At 52.4% G+C, this 25,364-nt stretch carries 22 protein-coding genes; 10 read left to right on the top strand and 12 right to left on the bottom strand.

Annotated features, from left to right (window positions below; all coding sequences use genetic code 11):
- Positions 1 to 75 precede the first annotated feature (75 nt).
- Both CMR03_RS18305 and yccS read left to right on the top strand, forming a co-directional pair.
- Positions 76 to 519, top strand: coding sequence for a YccF domain-containing protein (locus CMR03_RS18305; protein ID WP_096012247.1), 444 nt, complete (start codon positions 76 to 78; stop codon positions 517 to 519).
- Positions 500 to 2,647: a YccS family putative transporter gene (gene yccS, locus CMR03_RS18300; RefSeq protein ID WP_096012246.1), complete on the top strand. Its 2,148-nt coding sequence runs from the start codon at positions 500 to 502 to the stop codon at positions 2,645 to 2,647. Before CMR03_RS18305 ends, yccS begins: the two co-directional genes overlap by 20 nt.
- Here the strand turns inward: yccS and CMR03_RS18295 are convergent.
- Entirely contained in the window at positions 2,644 to 3,270 is a 627-nt protein-coding gene (locus CMR03_RS18295) for a TfoX/Sxy family DNA transformation protein (RefSeq protein WP_063878985.1), read from the bottom strand. The two genes, yccS and CMR03_RS18295, sit on opposite strands and share 4 nt — an antisense overlap.
- A 210-nt stretch (positions 3,271 to 3,480) precedes the next feature.
- On the opposite strand from CMR03_RS18295, the gene sulA reads away from it, so the two are divergent.
- Positions 3,481 to 3,972 carry an SOS-induced cell division inhibitor SulA gene (gene sulA, locus CMR03_RS18290; RefSeq protein ID WP_063878984.1) on the top strand — a complete coding sequence of 164 codons (492 nt, stop codon included), beginning with the start codon at positions 3,481 to 3,483 and terminating at the stop codon, positions 3,970 to 3,972.
- Between the two features lie 351 nt (positions 3,973 to 4,323).
- Positions 4,324 to 5,397, top strand: a complete 1,074-nt coding sequence (gene ompA / locus CMR03_RS18285) for a porin OmpA (protein WP_063878983.1) — start codon at positions 4,324 to 4,326, stop codon at positions 5,395 to 5,397.
- Between the two features lie 106 nt (positions 5,398 to 5,503).
- Here the strand turns inward: ompA and matP are convergent, their stop codons facing one another.
- Entirely contained in the window at positions 5,504 to 5,971 is a 468-nt protein-coding gene (matP, locus tag CMR03_RS18280; RefSeq protein WP_141248571.1) for a macrodomain Ter protein MatP, read from the bottom strand.
- A gap of 95 nt (positions 5,972 to 6,066) precedes the next feature.
- On the opposite strand from matP, the gene CMR03_RS18275 reads away from it, so the two are divergent.
- Entirely contained in the window at positions 6,067 to 7,893 is a 1,827-nt protein-coding gene (locus CMR03_RS18275) for an AAA family ATPase (RefSeq protein WP_063878980.1), read from the top strand.
- A gap of 68 nt (positions 7,894 to 7,961) precedes the next feature.
- Positions 7,962 to 8,480, top strand: coding sequence for a bifunctional 3-hydroxydecanoyl-ACP dehydratase/trans-2-decenoyl-ACP isomerase (fabA, locus tag CMR03_RS18270; protein WP_008925876.1), 519 nt, complete (start codon positions 7,962 to 7,964; stop codon positions 8,478 to 8,480).
- Between the two features lie 68 nt (positions 8,481 to 8,548).
- On the opposite strand, the gene rmf is transcribed toward fabA, so the two are convergent.
- The 6 genes from rmf to rlmKL all read right to left on the bottom strand — a co-directional run bounded on the left by rmf (position 8,549) and on the right by rlmKL (position 16,509).
- Positions 8,549 to 8,716, bottom strand: a complete 168-nt coding sequence (gene rmf / locus CMR03_RS18265; RefSeq protein WP_006118662.1) for a ribosome modulation factor — start codon at positions 8,714 to 8,716, stop codon at positions 8,549 to 8,551.
- A 258-nt stretch (positions 8,717 to 8,974) separates the two neighbouring features.
- On the bottom strand, positions 8,975 to 9,559 hold the full coding sequence (gene pqiC / locus CMR03_RS18260) for a membrane integrity-associated transporter subunit PqiC (RefSeq protein ID WP_096012245.1): 585 nt from the start codon (positions 9,557 to 9,559) through the stop codon (positions 8,975 to 8,977).
- Positions 9,556 to 11,199, bottom strand: a complete 1,644-nt coding sequence (gene pqiB / locus CMR03_RS18255; protein WP_063878977.1) for an intermembrane transport protein PqiB — start codon at positions 11,197 to 11,199, stop codon at positions 9,556 to 9,558. Before pqiB ends, pqiC begins: the two co-directional genes overlap by 4 nt.
- Positions 11,186 to 12,454 carry a membrane integrity-associated transporter subunit PqiA gene (gene pqiA, locus CMR03_RS18250; protein WP_096012244.1) on the bottom strand — a complete coding sequence of 423 codons (1,269 nt, stop codon included), beginning with the start codon at positions 12,452 to 12,454 and terminating at the stop codon, positions 11,186 to 11,188. Before pqiA ends, pqiB begins: the two co-directional genes overlap by 14 nt.
- Before the next feature lie 15 nt (positions 12,455 to 12,469).
- Positions 12,470 to 14,389 (bottom strand): ABC transporter ATP-binding protein, encoded by a 1,920-nt coding sequence (locus tag CMR03_RS18245; protein WP_096012243.1) that lies wholly within the window; start codon positions 14,387 to 14,389, stop codon positions 12,470 to 12,472.
- A 5-nt stretch (positions 14,390 to 14,394) separates the two neighbouring features.
- Positions 14,395 to 16,509: a bifunctional 23S rRNA (guanine(2069)-N(7))-methyltransferase RlmK/23S rRNA (guanine(2445)-N(2))-methyltransferase RlmL gene (gene rlmKL / locus CMR03_RS18240; RefSeq protein WP_096012242.1), complete on the bottom strand. Its 2,115-nt coding sequence runs from the start codon at positions 16,507 to 16,509 to the stop codon at positions 14,395 to 14,397.
- Positions 16,510 to 16,618: 109 nt separating this feature from the next.
- Between rlmKL and CMR03_RS18235 the strand changes: the two genes are divergently transcribed.
- Positions 16,619 to 17,728, top strand: coding sequence for a YcbX family protein (locus CMR03_RS18235; protein ID WP_096012241.1), 1,110 nt, complete (start codon positions 16,619 to 16,621; stop codon positions 17,726 to 17,728).
- 1 nt (position 17,729) lies between these two features.
- On the opposite strand, the gene CMR03_RS18230 is transcribed toward CMR03_RS18235, so the two are convergent.
- The 4 genes from CMR03_RS18230 to CMR03_RS18215 all read right to left on the bottom strand — a co-directional run bounded on the left by CMR03_RS18230 (position 17,730) and on the right by CMR03_RS18215 (position 21,925).
- On the bottom strand, positions 17,730 to 18,272 hold the full coding sequence (locus CMR03_RS18230) for a cell division protein ZapC (protein WP_063878971.1): 543 nt from the start codon (positions 18,270 to 18,272) through the stop codon (positions 17,730 to 17,732).
- A gap of 142 nt (positions 18,273 to 18,414) precedes the next feature.
- Positions 18,415 to 19,425, bottom strand: a complete 1,011-nt coding sequence (gene pyrD, locus CMR03_RS18225) for a quinone-dependent dihydroorotate dehydrogenase (RefSeq protein ID WP_063878970.1) — start codon at positions 19,423 to 19,425, stop codon at positions 18,415 to 18,417.
- A 134-nt stretch (positions 19,426 to 19,559) separates the two neighbouring features.
- A complete protein-coding gene (locus CMR03_RS18220; RefSeq protein ID WP_063878969.1) occupies positions 19,560 to 20,861 on the bottom strand; it encodes a flippase in 1,302 nt (433 codons plus the stop codon).
- Between the two features lie 83 nt (positions 20,862 to 20,944).
- Positions 20,945 to 21,925 carry a glycosyltransferase gene (locus CMR03_RS18215; protein ID WP_096012527.1) on the bottom strand — a complete coding sequence of 327 codons (981 nt, stop codon included), beginning with the start codon at positions 21,923 to 21,925 and terminating at the stop codon, positions 20,945 to 20,947.
- A gap of 754 nt (positions 21,926 to 22,679) precedes the next feature.
- Here CMR03_RS18215 and ssuE point away from each other — a divergent pair.
- From ssuE to ssuD, 3 genes are read left to right on the top strand one after another with little or no spacing between them, the layout of a single operon-like run.
- The gene (ssuE, locus tag CMR03_RS18210) at positions 22,680 to 23,231 is read left to right on the top strand and encodes an NADPH-dependent FMN reductase (RefSeq protein WP_063878968.1); all 552 of its coding nucleotides are present in this window, start codon (positions 22,680 to 22,682) and stop codon (positions 23,229 to 23,231) included.
- Between the two features lie 10 nt (positions 23,232 to 23,241).
- A complete protein-coding gene (locus CMR03_RS18205; protein WP_096012240.1) occupies positions 23,242 to 24,195 on the top strand; it encodes a sulfonate ABC transporter substrate-binding protein in 954 nt (317 codons plus the stop codon).
- Between the two features lie 10 nt (positions 24,196 to 24,205).
- Complete coding sequence (gene ssuD, locus CMR03_RS18200; RefSeq protein ID WP_096012239.1) at positions 24,206 to 25,354, top strand: FMNH2-dependent alkanesulfonate monooxygenase; 1,149 nt, start codon at positions 24,206 to 24,208, stop codon at positions 25,352 to 25,354.
- The last annotated feature ends 10 nt before the right edge of the window (positions 25,355 to 25,364 follow it).

The following is a 25,364-nucleotide window of genomic DNA, read 5'->3' as shown; positions in this document are numbered from 1 at the left end:
AGACTCTTGACGCTCCAGCCTTAAAACACGGTAAACTGCGACATATCTTGCGGAGTGCAAAAGGAAAAGCGGGTTATGCGCACTGTTTTAAATATTCTCAATTTTGTTTTAGGTGGATTCTTCACCACGCTCAGTTGGTTGTTCGCAACGCTTATCAGCATTGTACTGGTATTTACCCTGCCGTTGACGCGCTCCTGCTGGGAAATCACCAGGCTCTCGTTTCTGCCGTTTGGCAATGAAGCGGTGCATGTGGACGTCCTGCGCCCCGACAGTAAAAGTCACATCATGAATACGGGGGGAACCTTCCTGAATATCTTCTGGCTGATTTTTTTCGGCTGGTGGCTGTGCCTGTCCCACATTTCAGTCGGTATTGTGCAGTGCATCAGCATCATTGGCATTCCAGTAGGTATCGCAAACTTCAAGATTGCCGCCATTGCACTCTGGCCGGTAGGTCGTCGGGTTGTCTCTGTCGAAGAGGCGCGTGCCGCGCGTGATGCCAATGCCCGTCGCCGCTATTAATATTCTGTCTGGATGGCGCAAGTATTTTTTTAACAGCACCTGGCGTTACCTGCTGCGTATCCTGTTCGCCTTGAGCGGATGCGCAGCGGTTCCCTGGTTACTGCAGCAGATTGACTGGACCATTCCTTTGACCCTTGGCGTGGTCGCCGCCGCGCTGGCCGATCTGGATGATCGGCTGGCTGGGCGTTTAAAAAATCTGTTAATCACCCTGTTGTGCTTTTGTATCGCTTCGGTTTCAGTAGAGCTGTTATTCCCTCACCCGCTGGCCTTTATTGTCGGCCTGGCCATCTCCACCTGGGGTTTCATTCTGCTGGGCGCGCTGGGGCAGCGCTATGCCACCATTGCTTTCGGCGCATTGTTGATTGCCGTTTACACCATGCTGGGCATCGGACTTTTTTCACAGTGGTATATGCAGCCCATGCTGCTGCTGGTCGGCGCGCTCTGGTATAACCTGCTGACGCTGCTGGGGCACATGATGTTTCCCGTTCGCCCGGTTCAGGAACAACTGGCAGCCAGTTTTTCTCAGTTAGCGCACTATCTTGATGCCAAAGCCAACCTGTTTGATCCTGATGCCGATGACCAGGACGATGCGACTTTTGTTGAGGCGGCCATGGTGAACAGCCAGCTTGTCGCCCAGCTCAACCTGACCAAAACAACCCTGCAGAGCCGTTTACGTGGCGACAGGGGTTCGCGTGGCACCCGACGGAGCCTGCACTACTATTTTGTCGCCCAGGACATCCACGAACGCGCCAGCTCGTCTCATCTTCAGTACCATTTACTGCGCGGCAACTGGCGTTATAACGAAATTCTGTTTCGCTTTCAGCGCCTGCTTAACATGCAGGCTCAGGCATGCCGGCAACTGGCCCGCGCGCTTTTACTGCGCGAACGTTGGGAACATGACAGTCGTTTTGAGCGCGTTTTTGAGCGTTTACACAACGCTATTCAACGTCTTGAACAGAGCCATCCGGATGCAGCCCATACCGGCGCGCTGTTTTGGTTATTACGTAACCTGCAAGCGATTGATGCGCAACTGGCCTCTATTGAGTCTGAGCAGGCACTGGCGGACGATCCGCAGCACAGCGACAATATGCTGTCGCGCGAGGAGCTCAGTGGCTGGAGCGACATTAAGCTGCGCCTGAGCCGCCATCTGACGCCCGCCTCTGCGCTGTTTCGTCATGCTGTCAGGATGTCAGTGGTGATGTGCGTCGGATATGGATTTATTCAGATTACCGGTCTGGAGCGCGGCTACTGGATCCTGTTGACCAGCCTGTTTGTTTGCCAGCCCAACTACAGTGCGACCCAGCGCAGACTGGCACTGCGCATCGGGGGAACGCTGGCAGGCATTGCTATTGGCTTGCCTTTACTGTGGCTGGTGCCCTCTGTGGAAGGCCAGCTGTTTTTGATTGTCGTGACCGGTGTCCTGTTCTTTGCGTTTCGCCAGGTGCAATACGCCCAGGCAACCTTGTTTATTACCCTGCTGGTTCTGCTTTGTTTTAACCTGCTGGGTGAGGGTTTTGAAGTGGCATTACCCCGGGTCGTTGATACGCTGCTGGGCTGCGCGCTGGCCTGGCTGGCGGTCACCTTTATCTGGCCTGACTGGCGCTTTCGCCAACTTCCGGCCGTTGCCACCCGAACGTTGAATGCCAACTGTCGCTATCTTGATGCCATTATGGAGCAATATCATCAGGGTAAAGACAATCGTCTTGCTTATCGTATTGCCCGTCGTGACGCGCACAACGCTGATGCCGAGCTGGCATCGGTAGTATCCAATATGAGCAGTGAGACCCGCACCAGCCTTAAACTTCGGGAGTCGGCGTTTCAGTTACTGTGCCTGAATCACTCCTTCCTGAGCTATATCTCTGCGCTGGGCGCGCACCGAGACAAAGTGACGCAGCCTGCCCTGCTGGCGCTGCTCGACGATACGGTATGTTATGTCGAGGATGTGCTGCAGACGGATGTGGTCAGTGACAGCCGGGCAGAAAAAATGCGTATTGAACTGGTGCAGCGCATCGCGCAGCTCACTACCGAGCCGGACCCACGTGCGCCGCTGGTGCTACAGCAACTGGGTTTACTGGTCGCGCTGATGCCCGACATTGCACGCCTGCGACGCACACTGGGCAAACGCTAACGGCCTTTTTCTTTCCCCTCCGACATCATCAGTGCGGCCTGATACCACTCGCCTAACTCGGTTTTAATGGTTTGCGGCAGCGCCGCCTGATGATGACCGGAAATCGCCCCTTCAAGCGCTAACAGCGTTTTGAGGCCAAGATGATGGTTGTTGCGTCTCAGTTTTAACCAACACTGTTTGGCCCCTGCTTCATGCAAGTGTTTTACGGTACAGATACCTATCTCATGCAGCATCATTTCCAGTCGCAGACTGACATTCGGCAGGTCTTTTAAACGCACCTTGCCCTGGCGGTCATCTTGTTCACGCCGGGCGGTTTCCAGTGAAGCGGCAGACAGCGCGACCAGATGCTCTGGGTGAGCCCACAGGTTGTCATCGACCTTATAATAATTCAGGCTGACCGCTATCCCGCGTTTGCGAAACGTAAGCGGTTCCAGCGGCTGTTCTGCCACATATTCCCGTAATTCTTCACTGGCGCGTAAATAGAGCTGATCTTCCTTTATCAGTGCAAAAACGACCCGTTCAACCGCCAGGGCATAGCCACCAAACTGGGTACGGGATTGAACATGACCCAACGGGGCCAACTGCTGTATTGAGCGCAGGATGACCCGCTGCTGTTTCTTCATATCATCACCTCCTTGTAACAAAAACCTGTTAAAAACGTTACTATTCAGACGGTTAGAAGATAAGTAAATTCAGTAACAGGTTCAATGAATAAATCCGTTTAAACACAACCTTGTGCAAATTTTGCGAGGCATTTTCAGAAATTCAGGTTGATCTTTATCCAGGATGTCATTACTGTATATCCATACAGTCAACTGCTGAGTGATTAATTTATGCGCACCCAACATACCAGTAATGTATGCTCTGCTCACCGTTACGCCTTGTCCTCTGTTCCGGCAACGCACGGAGGCTGGATCACTGAATTACGTTACAGCGAACAGCCTGGCATGATGCAGATGCTGTTGTTACCGCTGCTACAGCAATTGAGTCAACAATCTCGCTGGCAACTGTGGTTAACGCCTGCCCATAAGTTGAGCCGGGCCTGGATGCAGGAATCGGGTTTGCCACTTGAGAAAAGTATGCATATCGCCGATGCTGAACGTTACAATGCTGTAGAGGCCATGATTAAAGCGTTACGCACAGGAAATTACAGTGTTGTTTTGGCCTGGATTCCCTACGAACTGGATGAAGATGAACGTCGTGAACTGGAACTTGCGGCGGCGGAAGGGAAAGCCCTGGGGCTCATTTTGCGGTCGGGTGAAACTCCCAAAACGGCAGTAAGACCAGAAAGTTCGCTAAAAATTCAGTCTGATTTGTTTCATTAAGTAAAAAATGAGATTTATCTCAACAGCTTTTTTATCTGACTAAAGGCTAAGACACTGATTCTGCTCCCCCCAGTAATGACAACGGCTTAGCCCCCTTTTTGTGGGGTAAGCACCCCACAGAAGTTCAGGCTAAATTGTTAGAAATTATGTATAAAACACTGTTTTTTTACATAAGTGCCTCACATCACACTTGTAAGTTTCCAATCTCGTTGTAGACTTTATCTCGCCAGGGTGCTCAATAACCTCCGTTTTTTGCGGTAGAGTCATAAGCGAGCGTTTTGACCCGGCGAAGGATTAAACCAAGAGCAACCTTTATGCTCATTGCCTATTTGGATGATAACGAGGCGCAAAATGAAAAAGACAGCTATCGCAATTGCAGTGGCACTGGCTGGCTTCGCTACCGTAGCGCAGGCCGCCCCAAAAGATAACACCTGGTACACCGGTGCTAAACTGGGCTGGTCTCAGTATCACGACACTGGTTACTACGGTCACGGTTACCAAAACAACGACGGCCCAACTCATGAAAGCCAACTGGGCGCGGGTGCGTTCGGTGGTTACCAGGCTAACCCATACCTGGGTTTTGAACTGGGTTATGACTGGTTAGGTCGTATGCCTAATAAAGGCAACCAGGTGAATGGCGCATTTAAAGCACAGGGCATCCAGCTGGCTGCCAAACTGAGCTACCCAATCGCAGACGATCTGGACATCTATACCCGCCTGGGTGGCATGGTATGGCGTGCAGACTCTACTCAGCAGAACGTAGCTACTGGCACTCGCATCAGCGACCACGACACCGGTGTTTCTCCACTGGCAGCTGTTGGTGTTGAATATGCGCTGACCAAAAACTGGGCAACCCGTCTGGATTACCAGTGGGTTAACAACATCGGTGATGCACAGACCGTTGGTGCTCGTCCAGACAACGGCATGCTGAGCCTGGGTGTTTCTTACCGCTTCGGTCAGGATGATGTTGCTGCACCAGCTCCGGCTCCAGCACCAGCGCCAGCGCCAGTGGTTCAGACCAAGCGCTTCACTCTGAAATCAGACGTCCTGTTCACGTTCAACAAGTCGACTCTGAAGCCAGAAGGTCAGCAGGCTCTGGATCAGCTGTACAGCCAGCTGAGCTCAATGGATCCTAAAGACGGTTCAGTAGTTGTTCTGGGCTTTACCGATCGCATCGGTTCAGAGCAGTACAACCAGAAACTGTCTGAGAAACGTGCTCAGTCAGTAGTAGATTACCTGGTATCTAAAGGTATCCCTACTAACAAGATCTCTGCTCGCGGCATGGGTGAATCTAACCCAGTTACTGGCAACACCTGTGACAGCGTGAAAGGTCGTAAGGCCCTGATCGACTGCCTGGCGCCAGACCGTCGTGTAGAAATCGATGTTAAAGGCATCAAAGACGTTGTAACTCAGCCACAGGCTTAAGTTATACGTGATAAAAAACCCCGCTAATGCGGGGTTTTTTTTGTCCTGAATATGAGATGGCTCATGGGGTTTTTGCTCTGAAGCGGCTGTCCAGATGGTACGCCCACTACTCTTTTTCAGAACCCGAGTTGCCTAATATCGCCTGCAGATCCTGCTTCAGCGTCGACATTTGGCTGGCGTACTTCTCTTTGCGTTCGGCATCTTCGATGAGCTGTACGATGGTTTCGGACAGCGTACTGTTGCGGCGCTGCGCTAATCCCGCCAGCCGTTGCCAGACCAGGTATTCCAGATCGATTGATTTTTTACGTGTGTGCTGATGCTCAGCATTGAAATGGCGCTTTCGCCGGGCACGGATAGTTTGCTTAAGTCGGTTGTCCAGATCGGGATGAATATGCTGGTTGATCCAGTCGTTAATTTCTACCGGATTATTTTCCATCACCAACAGCTTATCGACCGCGGCCTGCGCAGCACTGAGTTCCAGGTGACGCGTGATCAGCTCACCTTCCCGATGTTTTTTCACCAGGTATTTCCACTTCCATCCACTTTCAAGATTTTCGAGCTGCTGGTATTTCATCGGAATCTCATCGTGATCACGTAACGAACTAAGAATAACAGCTTTTTTACCGGATGCAGCAACGAAAAACATGCTGCCAGCGTCACAACATCTGATTGAACTCTGCAGTGCTTAAGCAAGGTGAATCCTGTATAATCTCGCTTTTCTCAAAACAGACAAATGCGATTATTTTGACCAGCACTCAACTTACGTGGCAAACCTTACAGCCGGATAGTACGCAATATCAATCCGTTTTCTCCCGAATTGCTGACGAAGAGACCGATGCCTTAGCAACGGTACAGCCCCGACTGCTGAACGCGCTGGCCCATTTACATCATCAAAGTCAGGGTTTCCCACTGCTGCTGGTTCGCAGCCAGGAAAACCGTGACTATCTTGCGTTGATAGCTGATGCAGCACAACGCGTTATGGGCCATTCGTCAGCACTGTCCGGTGGTGACTACCACATCATGGCCGACAACGTTACCTTGCAGCCGCCAACCGACAGCCAGCGCCCGTTTACCAGCCAGGGTGGCATTCACTATGCTGACTGGATCGAGCAGGAAGCGCTGTTTGGCTGTGTTCGGATGCACAAAGATCGTATTCAGCTTGAGCCGGGCCTTATTCATCGTGCTAACGGCGGAACACTGGTACTTTCACTGCGCGCATTGCTCACTCAGCCGCTGCTGTGGCTGCGGCTGAAAAAGTCTATTGAACAAGGCTACATTGAGTGGTTGTCGCAGGACGAACGTCGTCCCCTGCCGGTTTCCGTTCCCCCGCTTCCGCTTCAGCTGAATCTGGTGCTCTGCGGTGAACGTGACACACTGGCTGATTTTCAGGAGCTGGATGCTGAAGCTCACGAAATGGCGATTTACACTGAATTCGAAGAAAATATTCAGATCCTGGATGAAGACGACATGCTCGCATGGTGTCGCTGGACAGTCGATCTTGCCAGCCAGGCGGATATCGCCGTCCCCGATGAAGACTTCTGGCCAGAACTGATCAAAGAAGGCGTCCGTTATAGCGGCGATCAGGAAACCCTTCCGCTCTGCCCACGCTGGCTGCTGCGCCAGCTGCGTGAAACCACCCTGATGGGTGACACGCTCAGCGCCGAAGCACTGCGTGACGCGCTGGAAGCACGGCTGTGGCGTGAGAACTACCTCAACGAACGTTTGCGTGATGAGATTCTGCAGCGCCAAATTTTGGTCGAAACAGAAGGTGAAGTCGTTGGTCAGATAAACGGCCTGTCAGTGGTGGAATATCCCGGTCATCCGCGAGCCTGGGGCGATCCCTGCCGTATTACCTGCGTGGTGCATCCCGGTGACGGTGAATTTACCGATGTCGAACGCAAAGCGGAGCTAGGTGGCAATATTCATGCTAAAGGCATGATGATTATGCAGGCCTACCTGATTGCTGAACTGGAGCTGGATCAGCAACTGCCGTTTTCAGCGTCGCTGGTGTTTGAACAATCTTATTCCGAGGTGGATGGCGACAGCGCGTCGCTGGCAGAACTGTGCGCCTTGATTAGCGCCCTTGCCAGCGAGCCCTTGAATCAGCAGGTTGCTGTCACCGGCTCGGTCGATCAGTTTGGTAATGTGCAACCGGTTGGCGGACTGAATGAAAAGATCGAAGGGTTTTTCGATATCTGCCATCAGCGTGAACTGACCGGACAGCAGGGCGTCATTATTCCTGCCTGTAACGTTCGTCACCTCAGTCTGAACCAGCAGGTGGTCAGCGCGGTCGAAGAGGGACGTTTTCATATCTGGGCAATCGATCGTGCTGATGAAGCGCTGCCTCTGCTGACAGGTAAAATATGGAATACGGAAGATGGCGAAGGCGAATGTCTGCTGCGTACGATTCAGGAACGCATCAGTCAGATGAACCAACCAGAGCCTTCACCACGATTCTGGCCGCTGCGATGGCTTAACTGGTTTAACCACCGCTAATCCCATTTGCTCAGCATACAACTGTTCGCTAATATTCGAGATTCACTAAAAGAAGGCTTATTGAGAACATGGTAGATAAACGCGAATCCTATACCAAAGAAGACCTGATCCTGTCTGGTCGCGGTGAACTGTTCGGCGAAAATGGTCCGCCGCTTCCATCCGGCAATATGCTGATGATGGACCGCGTGGTCAAAATGACGGAAGACGGTGGTAAATACGATAAAGGCTTCGTGGAAGCTGAGCTGGATATCAATCCGGACCTGTGGTTCTTTGGTTGCCACTTTATTGGCGATCCGGTTATGCCTGGTTGCCTGGGTCTTGATGCAATGTGGCAGTTGGTGGGCTTTTATCTCGGCTGGCTGGGTGGCGAAGGCAAAGGTCGTGCGCTGGGTGTAGGCGAAGTAAAATTCACCGGCCAGGTTCTGCCAGAAGCAAAAAAAGTGACGTATCGCATTCACTTCAAACGTGTCATTAACCGTAAGCTGGTGATGGGCGTTGCCGATGGTGAAGTGCTGGTTGATGGTAATCTCATTTATACCGCCAGCGATTTGAAAGTGGGTCTGTTCAAAGATACCGCAGCATTCTGATACGTTCCCCGCAGAAATGAAAACCTCCGCTTGATGCGGAGGTTATATCCCTTTTCAGTGACATCCGGCTACGCAGCAGCCGACCTGTCCTCCATGGCTTGTCGCCAACCTCCCAACCAGTGAGACTTAGCGTCTATCATTTGATACGGACACATCTCTTTAGAGCGTCCTGTAATGCCAGCTTGATAACCACGTGAGTGGGCGCGCTCAAGGCGGTCTCGTTTCTGTCTCTTCATACTCCGTGTCCCTCATGTAAGGTATGTGGAATCTGGTGGAAAGAAAAAGATGGCTAATAAATGTTCAGCCACCCTTTTGTTTTACTCGCTCTGTATGAAAAGATCAATGCGCAATCTTCACGCCAATGTCACAAATGTGACCTGAACCGGACATAAATTTTCTGTTTCGTGATGTAAGCCTATTGCTTTATCCGTATGATTTATATAGAAACCTTTGATAACGTCAAAAAACTTATACGATTCGAAACAATAAGTTAACTAAAAGCCCGTCCCCGCTGAATGGGCTGTGGCAGCGTTACGCGCAATCTGTTGAGCTATCTGCTGCCAGCCCTGGGCAAGGGTTTTGACTAACGCATCATAGCCATCTTCTCGCTGTGGCAGTACCAGACTGAACGCTTGCTTTGTGAAGCGTCCCTGATGTTCCAGCGTCCACTGCCCGCTAATCACCACCTTGCCGTCATACCTGCCCTGGAAGTCGTTTACCGTCACGTTCAGCGTATCGTGTTCTTGCCCGATTAACGTCTGAGTGACCAGACGACCCGGCAAGGCTTTGGTGAGATTGGTAATTAACGTTTGCTGGAGTTGCTGATCAAGCGGACTGGCCCACAAATTATTGGCGGCTATAACGTATTTTACGTCACTGGTTTGATAAACCAGGCCGTTACCCGCCAGATAATCCGGTACGACCACCTGCTGCACCCACAATGTCGGCTGTGCGTTTGCCTCACTGCTGATCACCTGCATCGAGGCTGCCCCTGAGGGCAGCTGATAGTAAGTGGTATTCACCGTGCTGCTACAGGCACTCAGTGCGAGAGCGGCCAAAAAAACGAGTCCTTTTTTCATTGTTTCGCCCTCTTCGGCTGGGGATCCTGTCCCGGTTTTGCTTCAAACACTAACGCATTACTTTTGGCATTTAGCGTCTTCAGCACTGGCTGCAGTTCACGCAGCACCTGATCAAGCCGTTGCATATCGCCCACCAGCTTGCTGTAGGCAGGTGAACCTGGCTGCAATCCTTTCATACTGCGGTTAAGCTCACGTAGCGTCTGCTGGGTCTCTTCGGGCAGTGTTTTCATCGCCGGACTACTGGTAACGACGTTGATATTATCAATGGTACGTTGCAGATCGCGCAGGGTTTTCTGGCTCTCCTTCAGCGTTCCGGTTGCTTCCGACACCATATTGTTTAGCGGTAAACCGTTAATTTTATCCAGCGCAGCCATCAGTTTCTGCTGAATCTGGCTCAAGCCGCCGCTCACCGTCGGGATCACTTCATAACCCGCCACTTTATCCGGGCCTTTATACACCGGTGCATTGTCATAGAAGTCGATATCGACAAACAGCGCGCCAGATAACAGGTTGCCGGTCTTCAACGTGGCGCGCAGGCCGTGTTTCTTACCATCCTGGAGATGCTGTTCAATGTCGAAGTTTTCACCCAGACGGCTAATGAAACGGTCAGGTTCAATGCGAATCAACACCGGCACGCGGTAGTCGTTATTCAGCGCCTGCGCAGTGCCTGCATTCATAAACGGCACTTCTGAAACCGTACCCAGACGAATGCCGCGGAATTCCACCGGCGCACCGACCTGCAGTCCGCGAATCGAATCCGAGAAGAACAATAAGTAGTCGATATGCGTGGTATACAGAGAGTCCTGAATACTGCGTTGATCGTCAAACAGATGATAATCCGCATGATTTTGCGCCGCTTTGCCTAAATCCCAGCCATCTGGCACATCAAAGCTGACCCCGCCGCTGAACAGCGTGGTCAGCGATCCCATTTCAACCCGCATGCCTGACGCCGACATATCAACGGCAATCCCGCTGTCTTTCCAGAAGCGCACATTGGTGGTCACCAGGCGGTCGTAAGGGGCGGCGATAAACAGCTGATAGGTCATCATGCGTTTATCGGTATCAAAACTGCTGGTTTCAACGGTGCCAACACGATAGCCCCGGAACAGCACCGGATCACCCGCGTTAAGCTGCCCCGCTTTTTTACTGTCGAGGATAATGCGGATGCCCTTCGCATCAGGCGGCGCTAAAGGTGGCGCATCCAGCAAAGTATACTGATCCAGGGGTTCTTTTTTGGTACCCGGCTGGAGCTCAATATATGCCCCGGACAGCAGCGTACCTAAACCGGTAATGCCTTCACGACCCACCTGGGGTTTAACCACCCAAAATGCGCTGTCGCTGTGTAGCAGCTTTTCCATACCGGCATTCAGTCGGGCTTTAATCTCAACATGGTGAAGATCGTCTGTCAGTACCGCACTTTCAACCACACCCACGTTAACACTGCGGCTTTTTATGGTGGTTTTACCCGCTTCAATGCCCTCGGCGCTCTCGGTAATCAACGTGACTTCCGGTCCCTGATGGCTAAAGTGATAAAAAAGAATCCAGCCGCCAATTAACAGCGTAACAATAGGGACGATCCATACCGGAGACCAACGCTTGATCTGATCCACTTTGGCATGACCGTGATTATTTTCCGTCAAGATGCGGCTCCTTCATGTTTTTTTCACCAGCACGATCCCAGGTTAAGCGCGGGTCAAACGTCATTGCTGCAATCATGGTCAGAATCACCACCAGCGCAAACAATACGGCTCCCCATGCCGGGTAAACTTTCATTAACTGCCCCATACGCACCAGCGCGGAGAGCACTGCAATCACAAAGACGTCAATCATTGACCAACGTCCAACAAATTCAACCACCTCATAGATCAGGTGCATTTTATGGCTGTCACGCTGCCCGCGCCCGCTGGCATCCCAACACAGCCAGCCAATCGCCAGCATTTTCAGGGACGGGACCATAATACTGGCGATAAAAATAACTAACGCCACCGGATAAGAACCATCGCCCCAGAGTAAAATCACCCCGGCCATAATATTGGAAGGCATCGCCGACCCCAGCGTTTCGGTAATCATAATCGGCAGCAAATTGGCGGGGATATAAAGCATAACGGAGGTGATCAGCAGGGCCAGCGTCCACTGCAGGCTGTGCTTGCGGCGCGCATCGGCAACCACGCCACAGCGCGGACATTCCCGCTGCGTCACCGGCAAGACCGCAGTACAGCACGGGCAGGAGCGCAGGCCCTGTTTTAATCCACTGACACCGGCTTGTGGGGCATGAGGCAAAGGCGGCATGGGTTCAATGTGCTGCCACAGCCAACGGCGATCCAGGCACTGAAACGCCCGTAGCTGTAAGAGACAAAACAGGCACCACGGCCAGAAGCTGGTTTCGAGACCGATTTCACCATAAGCCATTAACTTCACGAAACTGACCAGCACGCCAGCCATAAAGATTTCTGCCATGCCCCAGTTGCGCATATGGAAAAGACTTCGCGCCAGCCCCAGTTTCAGGCTGACAGGCATTCTGACCTGATTGACCAACAGGACAATCGTGATCATGCAAAAGGCGGGAATGGCCTGGACAAACAGCAGGAACAACGTGGCCAGGCTGGCGTAATCATCGGCCACCATCACCCTGGGGATTTGCATCAGGCTAATCTGGCTGGACAGCCCGGCGACTTTCATGGTGATAAACGGAAACAGATTCGCGAGCACCAACATAAACAGTGCAGCCAGTGCATAACCGGTCGGACGTTTACGCGGCTCCGACCAGTTCACGGTCAGGGAAGTATGGCAGCGCGGACATGACGCACGTCTGCCAACGGGAATGTCCGGCAGTTTTACCATTAAGTCGCACTGTGGACAAAGCATCCACGCGTTCGTTTTCTCTGCAGAACACATTCCCGGACCCTTAAGCTATGCGCCGTTTCTCATAGATTCCAGCTCTTCCCAACGCGCAAAAGCGGTTTCCAACTGCTGTTCGACGTCAGCCAGTTCATCTAACACCGGCTGCGTTTTATCGTGTGGCTGACTGAAAAAATCCGGATGACTCATCCTGGCCTGCAGCTCGCCAATACGCGCCTCTAACTGTTCCAGTTTTTGTGGCAACTGTTCCAGTTCACGCGTGAGGTTATAGCTTAGTTTGTTCGCGTTACGTTTGGCAGCGTCATTTTTAGCATCGGCTGGCTTAAGGGCACTATTTGCCCCTTTTACTGCGCCCTGCCCCTTTTGCTGTTTATAAGCCGCACGCTGCTGCTGCGCGTCATGGTAGCCGCCGACAAAGGTCCCTATCTCACCGTTACCTTCAAAGATCCAGCACTCGGTGACGGTATTGTCAACGAACTGACGATCGTGGCTGACCAGCAGCACGGTGCCCTGGTAGCCATCGATGAGCTCTTCCAGCAGTTCCAGCGTTTCCACATCAAGGTCGTTGGTCGGTTCATCAAGAATCATCAGGTTACTGGGGCGCAGGAACAGACGCGCCAGCAGCAGGCGGTTACGTTCCCCACCCGACAGCGCCCTGACGGGGGTCATCGCGCGTTTTGGATGGAACAGGAAGTCCTGCAGGTAGCCCAGCACGTGGCGCGGTTTACCATTGACCAACACTTCTTGCTTGCCTTCCGCCAGGTTGTCCATCACTGTCCGATCGGGATCGAGTTCGGCACGGTGCTGATCGAAATAGGCGACCTCAAGCTTGGTACCCGAATGCACACGACCGTGATCGGCCTTCAGCTGTTGCAGCATCAGACGCAGTAAGGTGGTTTTTCCACAACCGTTCGGCCCAATCAGGGCAATCTTGTCGCCGCGCTGCACCTGGGCAGAGAAATCTTTTACCAGTTGCTTGCCGTCCACGGCGTAATCCACATTTTCCAGTTCAAAGACAATTTTACCAGAACGTGATGCTTCACCGACCTGCATATTGGCTTTGCCCATGACTTCACGGCGCTCTGAGCGCTCGCGGCGCAACGCTTTTAACGCCCGCACGCGGCCTTCATTACGCGTACGACGCGCCTTGATGCCTTGACGAATCCACACTTCTTCCTGCGCCAGCTTGCGGTCAAACTCGGCGTTTTGCATCTCTTCAACGCGCAAGGCTTCTTCTTTGCCTTCCAGATAGGTGTCGTAGTTACCCGGCCATGACACCAGCTTGCCACGGTCCAGATCCACAATACGGGTGGCCATATTGCGGATAAAAGATCGGTCGTGAGAGATAAAGACGATGCTGCCGCTGAAGGTTTTCAGGAACGTTTCCAGCCAGTCGATCGTTTCAATATCAAGGTGGTTAGTTGGCTCATCCAGCATCAGCACGCGGGGATTACTGACCAGCGCACGTCCCAGCGCGGCTTTACGCAACCAGCCGCCGGATAAAGAGGACAGTTCGGTGTCCGGCGACAGACCAATCTGCTGCAGCACGTCCATGATACGGCTTTCCAACTGCCACAAATTGTGATGATCCAGAATCCCCTGCAGGCGCGCCATCTCGTTGAGATTTTTATCACTCGGATCGTCCATCACCTGATGCGAAATCGCATGGTAGGCTTTAAGATGCTCCGCCTGCTCTTCTACGCCTTCGGCCACAAAATCATACACCGAACCGCTGATATTACGCGGTGGGTCCTGCTGAAGCCGTGCCACGACCAGATCGGTTTCATAAATAATGCGACCGTCATCCAGCGGCTGCTCGCCATTAATGATTTTCATCAATGTGGATTTTCCGGCACCGTTACGGCCCACCAGACACACGCGCTCATTTTCTTCGATGTGCAGTTCGGTATTGTCTAACAGCGGCGCATCGCTAAAGGACAGATAAGCGCCGTGGATACTAATTAATGACATGTAACTTATTCCTTACCAGCATGAGTAATCAGCCAGCAGTTATGAATTTGGCGGTTACGCGCAAAATCCTGTGACAGGGTTTTCTGAGTGATGTCCTGAGCCTGGAGCCCCAATGCCTTAAGGCCATCCAGATCCATTTTGAAACCACGTTTGTTATTCGAGAACATGATGGTACCGCCTTTACGCAACAGGCGTTTCAGGTTACGCATCAGCATCATATGATCGCGCTGCACATCGAAACTCTCTTCCATACGTTTTGAGTTGGAAAATGTAGGCGGATCGATAAAGATCAGGTCGAAATTCTCATCGCTCTCGTTCAGCCAGCTCAGGCAGTCGGCATGAAGCAGGCGATGTTGACGGCCGGTCAGGCCGTTGAGCCGCAGGTTACGCTCGGCCCATTCCAGATAGGTGCGCGACATATCCACGGTGGTGGTGGAGCGCGCGCCGCCCAGACCCGCATGTACGCTGGCAGAACCGGTGTACGCAAACAGATTCAGAAAATCTTTGCCCTGGCTCATCTGGCCCAGCATCTTGCGGGCAATGCGGTGATCGAGGAACAATCCGGTATCCAGATAGTCGGTCAGGTTCACCAGGAAACGGGCGTTAAACTCCTGCACTTCAAAATAGTCGCCCTTCTCGCTCAGCTTTTGATACTGCGCTTTGCCCTTTTGACGTTCGCGGGTCTTAAGAATTAAGCGGTTTGATGGCAATTCAAGCACGCTCAGCGTAGCGCTAATCACATCAAACAAACGCTGACGGGCTTTGTTCGCGTCGATGGTTTTGGGTGGTGCATATTCCTGCACGACCACCCAGTCCGCATAGCGATCCACGGCCACATTATAGTCCGGCAGATCGGCGTCATAAATGCGGTAGCACTCGATGCCTTCCTGACGCGCCCACTTATCCAGCTTCTTGAGGTTTTTGCGCAGACGGTTCGCGTAATCTTCAGCAATCTGATTACCGCGCTCAGCGCTGCTCGCCGACAGCTGATAGTTTTTCTGTACACAGTCCAGCGGGCCGTTTTTGGCTTTGAACTGACGGTCGGCACGCAGTTGCAGGCAACTCAGCAGCTCGGGAGACGCGCTAAACAGCGACAAATTCCAGCCAGCAAAATGCTGCTTCATCAACCGACCAAGCTGACTGTGCAGGGCAATAAGCGCAGGCTCGCTTTCCAGACGTTCACCGTAAGGTGGGTTACTGAGTACCGTGCCCAGCGTTTCTGAATTAACGGGATTCTGCAGCTTCAGCAGGTCCTGTTGTGCAAAGGTGAAGTGTTCAAAGACACCGGCGCGGCGCGCGTTCGATTTTGCCCACTCCAGCACCCGGCCGTTATTGTCATAACCAAAAAAACGCGCCTGACACGCTGCGGTGCCGACACGCGCCCGCGCCTGCGCGTCGCTCTTAACCTCTTGCCACAGGCTTTCGTTAAAACCAGACCAGGCGGTGAAGCCCCACTGATTACGCAGTAAACCCGGTGCGCGGTCGCAGGCTATCAGCGCGGCCTCAATCAGCAAGGTCCCGGAACCACACATTGGATCAATAAGCGGCGTGGTGGGCTGCCAGCCTGAACGCATCACAATCGCTGCGGCCAGGTTCTCTTTCAGCGGCGCCTGTCCGGTTTGCTGACGATAACCGCGCTGATGTAAGGCACTGCCGCTTAAGTCCAGCGCAATGCTGGCGCGATCGTCGTCAAGCCACACGTTGATGCGGATATCAGCCTGTTCGCGATCGACGTCCGGGCGTGCCAGATTACGGCGGGTAAAGCTGTCGACAATCGCATCTTTCACGCGCAGTGCGCCAAACTGGCTGTTGCGAATCTCATCGTTGGTGCCGTTAAAATGCACGACAAAGGTTTTATCGCTGCCGAACATGGCTGGCCAGTCGATGCCCTGCACCCCAAGGTAGAGATCGAGATCGCTGTAAACGCCAACCTCAGACAAGGGCAGCAAAATACGCGAAGCCAGACGACTCCACATCAGGCTTTGGTACATAACGCGGTCATCGGCTTTGAAGTGAACGCCTCCCTGTACCACTTGCAAATCCTGCGCGCCCAGCGCGTCCAGCTCATTTTTTAACAGCTCTTCGAGCCCACGCGCCGTGCTGGCAAACAGAGAATTCATATCGTCACTTTTTTACTCTTGAGAAAATTGTTGCGCATTATAGCGAATCGCAGACCTATGTCATAAAGTTAGCTTCTTTTGTCTTGCGCGCCTGCTCCTGGAGACCTTCATGATTACGCTTTCCCGCCTGTTTATCCATCCTGTCAAATCCATGCGCGGGTTACAGGTATCACATGCCTGGGTTGCCAACAGCGGGTTAACCTATGACCGTATCTTTATGGTGACCGAACCTGACGGTACCTTTATTACTGCGCGTCAGTTCCCAGAGATGGTGCAGTTTACGCCGGCCATTACGCCAGAGGGCTTGTTTTTACAAGCGCCCGACGGCAGCCAGTCGCTTATCCGTTTCGTAGACTTCACCCAGGATGAGCAGCCGACGGAGGTCTGGGGCAACACCTTTACCTCACGCATCGCGCCAGACAATATTAACCAGTGGCTGAGTGGTTTTTTTCCACGAGCGGTACAGTTGCGCTGGGTCGGGCCGCAGCCCTCACGTCGCGTGAAGCGCTTTACAGAGGTGCCACTGAGTTTTGCCGATGGATATCCCTACCTGTTAGTGAACAACGCGTCGTGGCAGGATTTACAGCAGCGTTGTCCAGCCAGCGTGCGGATCGAGCAGTTTCGCCCAAACCTGGTGGTGAGTGGTGCACCCGCCTGGGATGAAGACAACTGGGCTGAAATAGCTATCGGTCAGGTAAACTTCTCCGTTCCTAAGCCTTGCAGTCGCTGTGTTTTTACCACGGTTGGCGTTGAAAGCGGCCAGAAACATCCGGATGGCCAACCTTTGGCCACGCTCCAGGGATTTCGAACGGCGCAGGATGGCAGTGGGGACATTGATTTTGGCCTGAATCTGATTGCGCTCAACAGCGGTATTATTCGTGCCGGAGACGAGGTCAGGATAACCAAACGCCAGCCGCCGCGCGCGTACGGACCGGGAGAGGTGGTCGAAACGCTTAAGCCGCAACGGCAAGCGCCCCAGCAGGTCACGATCACCTGGCAGGGCCAGCGCTTCAGCGGCGACAATCAGCAGGTTTTACTTGAGCAGCTCGAAGCGCAGGGCTTCCGCATTCCTTATTCGTGTCGGGCTGGCTTGTGCGGCAGTTGTAAAATAACGCTGGTTGAGGGAAAGGTAAAAGCCTTAAAGCAGAGCGCCATCCGTGATGATGGCACTATATTGAGTTGCAGCTGTATTCCGGCGGGTGATATCGACGTGGTATGAGTTACACCGCGCGCGCATAGCGCGTGGCTTTTTCCTGCTTGTGGGGTTGCAGCCGATCGTTCATCACTTTAATCGCATCGCCAAGAACCATTCCCTTGCCCGCCAGCGTCAGCGCGGGCTGTGCCAGCAAGCAGAGCGCGGCGTTGTCGCCATTTTCGACCACCAGCAAACGCGCCTGTTCGCCATTTTCAGCCAGCGTGACCTCGACCATTTCGCCCACAGCAGGCTGCATTGACTGACGGTGCGCCGAGAAATGCCAGCTTTTTGGCATCAGGGGTTTCAGAAAACGCGCAGCAACCAGCGCATTTAATACCAGTTCAGCGCGTTGATCGCTGTTGAGCGGGCTTTGACGACATTTCTCTTCAAAGGTGAAATAGAGTGCAGCATCATCAACACAAAATCCGGATTCGGTGAAAGCATCCGGCGTCAGCATTTTACGTGCATAGCGGGAACGAAAAAGCATACCGTCAGCCAGATCGAGCATCATTCGGTCGTGCTCTGCGTCGTAATACCAACGCCATTTGTCATCGGGTTTAATTTTCATCATGTGCCCTGTATTTACCGCTACGCTAAAAGCAAAAAATCCATCAAATAAAAATGAATGCTGAAAAATCGTGCAACAGGACAAAATATAAACGAGCCGGAGGGATAAATAAACCCCCCAGCGCATTATTATGACGAATGTCTTAGATATGGCTCACGATATCTTTAATTAAGCCCGGCCCTTTATAAATAAAACCAGAATAAATTTGAACCAGCGTGGCGCCTGCCGCTATTTTTTCACGCGCCGCGGTAAGCGAATCAATGCCGCCCACGCCAATAATTGGCAATCGTCCCTGTAATTCTTGTGACAGCCGCTGAATGACGGCGGTGCTGCGAGACTGTACCGGACGACCACTTAAGCCACCGATTTCTTCGCCATATTTCAGACCATTTACCAGCGACCGATCGAGCGTGGTATTTGTCGCAATAACGCCATCGATCTGGTGCCGTATTAAACTGTCAGCCACCTGGATCAATTCTTCCTCAGAAAGATCCGGCGCGATCTTTACCGCCACCGGCACATATTTGAGATGCCGTTTTTCCAGCTCTTTTTGTTTCGCTTTAATGGAAAAGAGCAGATCGTCCAGTGCCTCGCCATATTGCAGCGAGCGTAAACCTGGCGTATTAGGAGACGAAATATTGATAGCGATATAACCCGCATGGGCATACACCTTCTCCATGCAGATCAGGTAATCATCTTTGCCCTGCTCTACCGGCGTATCTTTATTTTTGCCAATATTGATCCCCAGTACACCTTTAAAACGGGATTTTTTCACGTTTTCCACCAGATTATCGACACCGAGGTTATTGAACCCCATGCGGTTAATAATCCCTTCTGCTTCGACTAAGCGAAACATGCGCGGCTTGTCGTTGCCCGCCTGAGCGCGTGGCGTAACCGTTCCCACTTCAACAAAGCCGAATCCCATGGCACCAAATGCATCGATACACTCGGCATTCTTATCCAGGCCCGCGGCAAGGCCAAGGGCATTGTCGAACGTCAGCCCCATACAGCTAACCGGACGCGAGGGTAAATTCTGGCGAATGAACATTTCCAGCGGTGTACCGCTCATAAAGCGCAGCTGCTGAAAGGTGAGATGGTGCGCACGTTCAGGATCGAGCCTGAACAATGCCGGTCGGACAATTGAGTAAAACATGCACTCTCCTGGAAGACGGAAGCGATGGTGAAAATCAGTGCACAGGAAATTGTGCGCCAGAATGGTAAGGTGCTCTGGCGCAAAAGTAAATCGCGGGGCGTTAAGCCAGGGGACTGTTTAAAGCAGTTTTGATCTTACACAACGGAATCGTTTGCTGTACGTGAATTCAACCTGTCGGGGAACGCATAGTCACGCCAGATTTTGTGCCGCACCATGATGCCGAAAATGCCGATGCAGACCAATACTTCGGCCAGCACCATCGACCAGGCCGCGCCGACGGCACCAAATTTCCACGCCAGCAGGCAGCAAACCGGGACGTTAATCACGCCCGCGACCATCATCACCATCATGCGTTGCCGTGCCAGCCCATGGGGGATCAAAATCTGCAGGCCCGCCGGATACGCGATATTGCCAAACAGGAAGCAAAGTACAAAGACGCGCAGCACATCGGCTGAGGGCAGGAAGTCTTTACCTAACAGCAACGCGACAACCTGATCGGCAAACAGCCAGGTAAAGATCACGATAGCCAGGCTCAGCGCAAACGACAGCATCAGGCTTTTCCGTGTTGCTGCGACCGCCGCCGCTTTGTCGCGGCCAAACAGGTGACTGACGCGGGGGAAAAACGCGCTACCAATCTGCTCTGGCACCGAGTTCGCGGCCTTGCGTAACCGATCCGCACCGTTGTAGATCCCCACCATGTAATGGGAGGTAAAAGAAGCCAGAATCACAACGTTAACACTGTTAAACAGATTGGCGCCCGCGATAGCAATAAACACATCGGCACTGTCGGTGATGCGCTGTTTGATTTCGCGTGGCTCAAAGCGATACGCGCCAATCACCTTCATTTCCAACACAAATTTCAGCGTGATGATGGCGTTGATAATCGACACCGCACCCGGTATCAGGGCAGCCAGCCAGGTATCCTCTGGCGTTTTCACCAGTAAAAACGTCAGTGGAATGGCACAAAAATTACCAAAGGTCGCGATGACAGCCGTTTTGCCCAGCTTTTCGAACCCCTGCATTAACCAGCCGAATGAAAACAGAGAGCCGATTAAGGTGGTGCAGTTAGCCAGGATAATGAAGAACAGAGAATGCCAGGACGGATTAAACCAGGTCGCCGTGAGTAACGTGCCGCTGGTCACCAGCAGCAGCATCAGCTTGGCGTTGAAGGTCGACCAGAAAAGCTGGGTGACACGCGTTTTATCGTCCCGGTGATGGGCAATGTCCTTGGTGGTAAAAACATTGAATCCCCAGTCAGAGATGGTACTGCAGTAAAGGACGCAGGCAATCGCCAGCGCCAGAATCCCCATATGATCCACCCCAAGCACACGCGCCAGATAGGGTAAGGTCGCCAACGGAAACAGGAAGGAGGCTCCCCGGTAGGCCAGTAAAGATAAGATATTGACTACTAAACTTTTGTCGAGCACTTTTGCCATGTCACAACAACCTTATACACATTGCATGTCTCACCTTCTCATTTCGTTCAGGTGCAAACAACATCAGGGTCCACTTTTAGGAATTACGGAACGCGTTTGAGTTCTTTTTTCACTTTATGGCTTTGCAATAAAATGAAGGTTTCCGGACTGTTTAACAGCAGCCATTCTTTAAGGCTGCTGGCTTTAATTCGGCGGCCCAGATAACGAATCGCATTCAGCACATATTCCGGTACGGGCGTTTGGTTGTAGAGCGACAGATAGATCATTAAACGAAAAGAGTGAATAAGGTAGGCTTTTTCCAGTGCCTTCTTTAATTCACCTTCTGCCCGTGAACTGCACAAGGTGTTGAAAGTGGCAATAAAAGCATTGTAGCGCTGAAAGAAAAAGGTAGGACTTTTACTGCTGTTGGTCAGCGACCCACTACGAATGCGCTGTTTGTAATACGTCTGCTGGGTTACCCATGCCTGTTTGCATTTCATAAATACCGATAAGGTAAAATTATGATCTTCATGCACGCGATCGACAAAGCGCAAATGATGCTGCTGGATAACGGTTTTTCTCAGCACGTAATTCCAGGCTGCAGAGGTATAGGAGCCGTTATGAAGCAACGCTAACAGCACATCCTGTGGCCGCTGAATGCCAGACAGGCTGTGCCTGACTTTAGGCCAGGTGATGTGCGGTTTATCTTCCCGGTAGGCGCTGGAATTAAAACAAAATAAATCGGTATCCGGATAATTTTCGACGACCTGAGTAAGCTCACTCACTAATCCGTCCGCCACCACATCATCAGGATCGCAAAAGAAAACGAACTGCCCTTGCGCCACTTCTACGCCTTTATCGCGCGCATTGCCTGCACCGCCGTTGGCTATTGTGATCATTTTCACCTGAGGAAGATGACCATAGTGCTGTTCAACTAAGGCTACCGTTCCATCGGTAGAGCTGTCGTTAACAATGATAATTTCGTTTGGCGCGCTAATTTGCCGTAATAATGAATCAACGCATTCGACAATATATTTTTCAACATTGTAAGTGGGAATAATGACCGATAACAGGATGTCAGACATACGAGATTTCTCTGCTGTTAGAAAATGACAAATAAAATCCACCAGCCTGAGACAGGCACTGACCAAGGGCGAATAGTAATTTTTAAAATAACAGGCGCTTACATTGAGCAGAGACATTTTACTGCCTGAATCAATAAAATGCCTGTCTCAATGTCGGCAGGAAAAGGCGATCAAAAAAAACATCGTTAGCGGTTCTAAAGAATAACTGACAGATAATCACGCCCCTGTTTAGAAATCATTTAGAAATCATTATCTCATCAGGACGTTTTGGCTGCGCTATCTGTAACCAAACATGAATTACCGTTAAAAAATTCATGTAAAATGCCCGTAATCCCCATCCCTTCCATGCAACTAATCCTAATACTTCGCCGGGAGCCAAACGAAATCACGTTGAATCATCGACATTTTTTACCCTTTCTTTTTTTGTATCGCGTAAAAAACAACAACACCGTTTTTCGTTTCATTCTTTTGTTTCATTATTTTGATATTCAAGTAACCAAATGTACGGATTCTGGGGATTTCATGGCGTTTATTCACCCGGATTAATGTATCAATGCCCCCTCCCTGCTTTTTTTAAGATTTGTCGTATCGGTTTTATCTCTCAGTCCTGACGTTTTTATCTGAAATCCTTTTGCAATTTTTACCTTTAGATTGTCAGAAAAATCATTTAAGCCCTGCCGTTGCCTCTGCCAGGATGAAAGCCTCAGTTCTCAACAAAAGATAATCAATAACTTTCAGTTATAAGGAGTCGTAAATGAGAGTGCTTACCCTGGCAGGTAGTCCGCGGTTTCCTTCACGGTCCACGTCGTTGTTAGCGCTATGCCAGCGCAAACTGGAAGCATCCGGCGTTGAGGTCATTCCGTGGAACATCCATAACTTTCAACCTGACGATCTGATCAATGCACGCTTTGACTCCCCGGCGCTTTTAGCCCTGAGCGAAGATCTGGCTCAGGCTGATGGCCTGGTCATTGCCACGCCTGTCTATAAAGCCTCTTTTTCGGGGGCGCTAAAAACCGTTCTCGACCTGTTACCTGAACGCGCGCTGGCTCATAAAGTGGTGCTCCCGTTGGCCAGTGGTGGAAGCGCCGGTCATATGCTGGCCCTGGATTACGCGCTTAAGCCAGTTTTAAATGCCCTTAAAGCTGAAGAAGTGCTTCACGGGGTTTACGCCGAAGATAATCAAATCAAACATTACGACCGCCAGCCAGAACTGGACCCGGTGCTGGCAAGCCGTCTGGATGAAGCGGTGCAATCGTTCTGGCTGGCGTTGTCACGACGTCATCAGCCCGTTGCCCTGGCCGTGTAAGGATACAGAGATGAAACGACTAGTCAGCGCGTGGTTAATGGCAGGGATGTTTGTAGCAGGGGCACAGGTTCACGCCGCAGAAGCGCCGCCCGCCCAGGTTCGCATCGGCTATCAGAAGGGGTCGGTCAGTATGGTGCTGGCAAAAGAGCACCGCCTGCTGGAGACGCGTTTCCCCCACACGACAATTCAGTGGATTGAATTTCCGGCCGGACCGCAAATGCTGGAAGCGCTGAACGTGGACAGCATCGATATTGGCAGTACCGGCGATATCCCGCCGATCTTCGCACAGGCCGCAGGAGCAGACTTACTGTATATCGGCTCCGAACCGCCGAAGCCCAAAGCTGAGGTCATTCTGGTCAGCCAAAACAGCCCGTTAAAATCCGTTGCCGATTTGAAAGGCAAAAAGGTGGCCTTTCAGAAAGGCTCCAGTTCCCATAACTTGCTATTGCGCGCGCTGGAAGAAGCGGGTCTGAGTTTCAAGGATATTCAGCCGGTTTATCTGACGCCTGCTGATGCCCGAGCAGCCTTCCAGCAGGGCAACGTTGACGCCTGGGCGATATGGGACCCCTATTATTCCGCCGTCCTGCTGCAGGGTAATGTCCGCGTATTGAAAGACGGCACCACGCTGAATCAAACCGGGCCGTTCTACCTTGCGACGCGCAGTTTTGCACAGGACCACAATGACTTCGTCTTAGCGACGTTAAAAGCCTTCAGTGACGCAGAAGCGCTGACGCGTAGCGAACGCGATCAGAGTATTCATCTGCTTTCTACATCGATCGGTCTGCCTGAGGCCGTCATTGCCAGCAACCTTGACCATCGCCCGCCCAGCCCGGTCAGCCCGGTGAGTGCGCACACGGTCGCTTTGCAGCAGAAAACCGCCGATCTGTTTTATGCCAATCATCTGATTCCCGTGAAAGTATCGATTGCCGAGCGCATCTGGCATCCCCATGCCGTGACGCAATAAGGAGAGAAAAATGAGTGTTTCCGTATTTTGGTTCCTGCCAACCCATGGTGACGGACATTACCTTGGCACAGCTGAAGGCGCTCGCCCGGTTGACCATGCTTATTTACAACAGGTGGCACAGGCTGCCGACCGGCTGGGCTTTGGTGGCGTTCTGATCCCGACGGGCCGCTCCTGTGAAGATGCCTGGCTGGTGGCGGCATCGTTAATCCCTGTGACTCAGCGTCTGCGTTTTCTGGTGGCCCTGCGTCCCGGTGTGATTTCGCCCACCCAGGCTGCGCGTCAGGCTGCAACGCTCGATCGCCTTTCCAACGGACGTGCGCTGTTCAACCTGGTGACCGGGGGCGATCCCGAGGAGCTGGCTGGTGATGGCGTATTTCTCGATCACCGCGAGCGCTATGCAGAATCGGCCGAGTTTACCCGCGTCTGGCGGCGCGTGCTGGAAGGCGAAACGGTAGATTACGAAGGCAAGCACGTTCATGTGCGAGGCGCTGGTCTGATGTTTAAGCCGGTACAGCAGCCTCGTCCGCCGCTGTGGTTCGGGGGTTCTTCAGAGCCCGCTCAGGATCTTGCCGCCGAACAGGTTGATGTTTACCTCACCTGGGGTGAACCACCTGCCCTGGTTAAAGAGAAAATTGAGCAAGTGCGGGCGAAAGCCGCAGCACAGGGTCGGCAGGTTCGGTTTGGTATTCGCCTTCACGTGATCGTACGTGAAACCAATGAGGAAGCCTGGCAGGCAGCCGACAAGCTGATCGCCAACGTGGATGATGCCACCATCGCCAAAGCACAAAGCGCCTTTCAACGCACCGACTCGGTGGGTCAACAGCGCATGGCTGCTCTGCACGGCGGACGCCGCGATAAGCTGGAGATCAGCCCTAACCTCTGGGCCGGCGTCGGACTGGTGCGCAGTGGCGCAGGCACGGCGCTCGTTGGCGATGCGCCTACCGTGGCGGCACGGATGAAAGAGTATGAAGCCCTGGGCATTGAAACCTTTATCCTGTCGGGATATCCGCATCTGGAGGAAGCTTATCGCGTCGGTGAGCTGCTGTTTCCTCATCTGGATCTGAATATTCCTCAGGTCCCGCAACCGCGGGTAGTTCAGGCGCACGGTGAAGCAGTTGCGAATGATTTTACGCCTGAGAAAAAAGCCGCCCGGGCCTGAGGAGATAACG

The organism is Pantoea allii (assembly GCF_002307475.1).
Classification (GTDB): domain Bacteria; phylum Pseudomonadota; class Gammaproteobacteria; order Enterobacterales; family Enterobacteriaceae; genus Pantoea; species Pantoea allii.
Note: the sequence above shows the minus strand (reverse complement) of the source record. Positions and strands in the feature narration are given on the sequence as shown.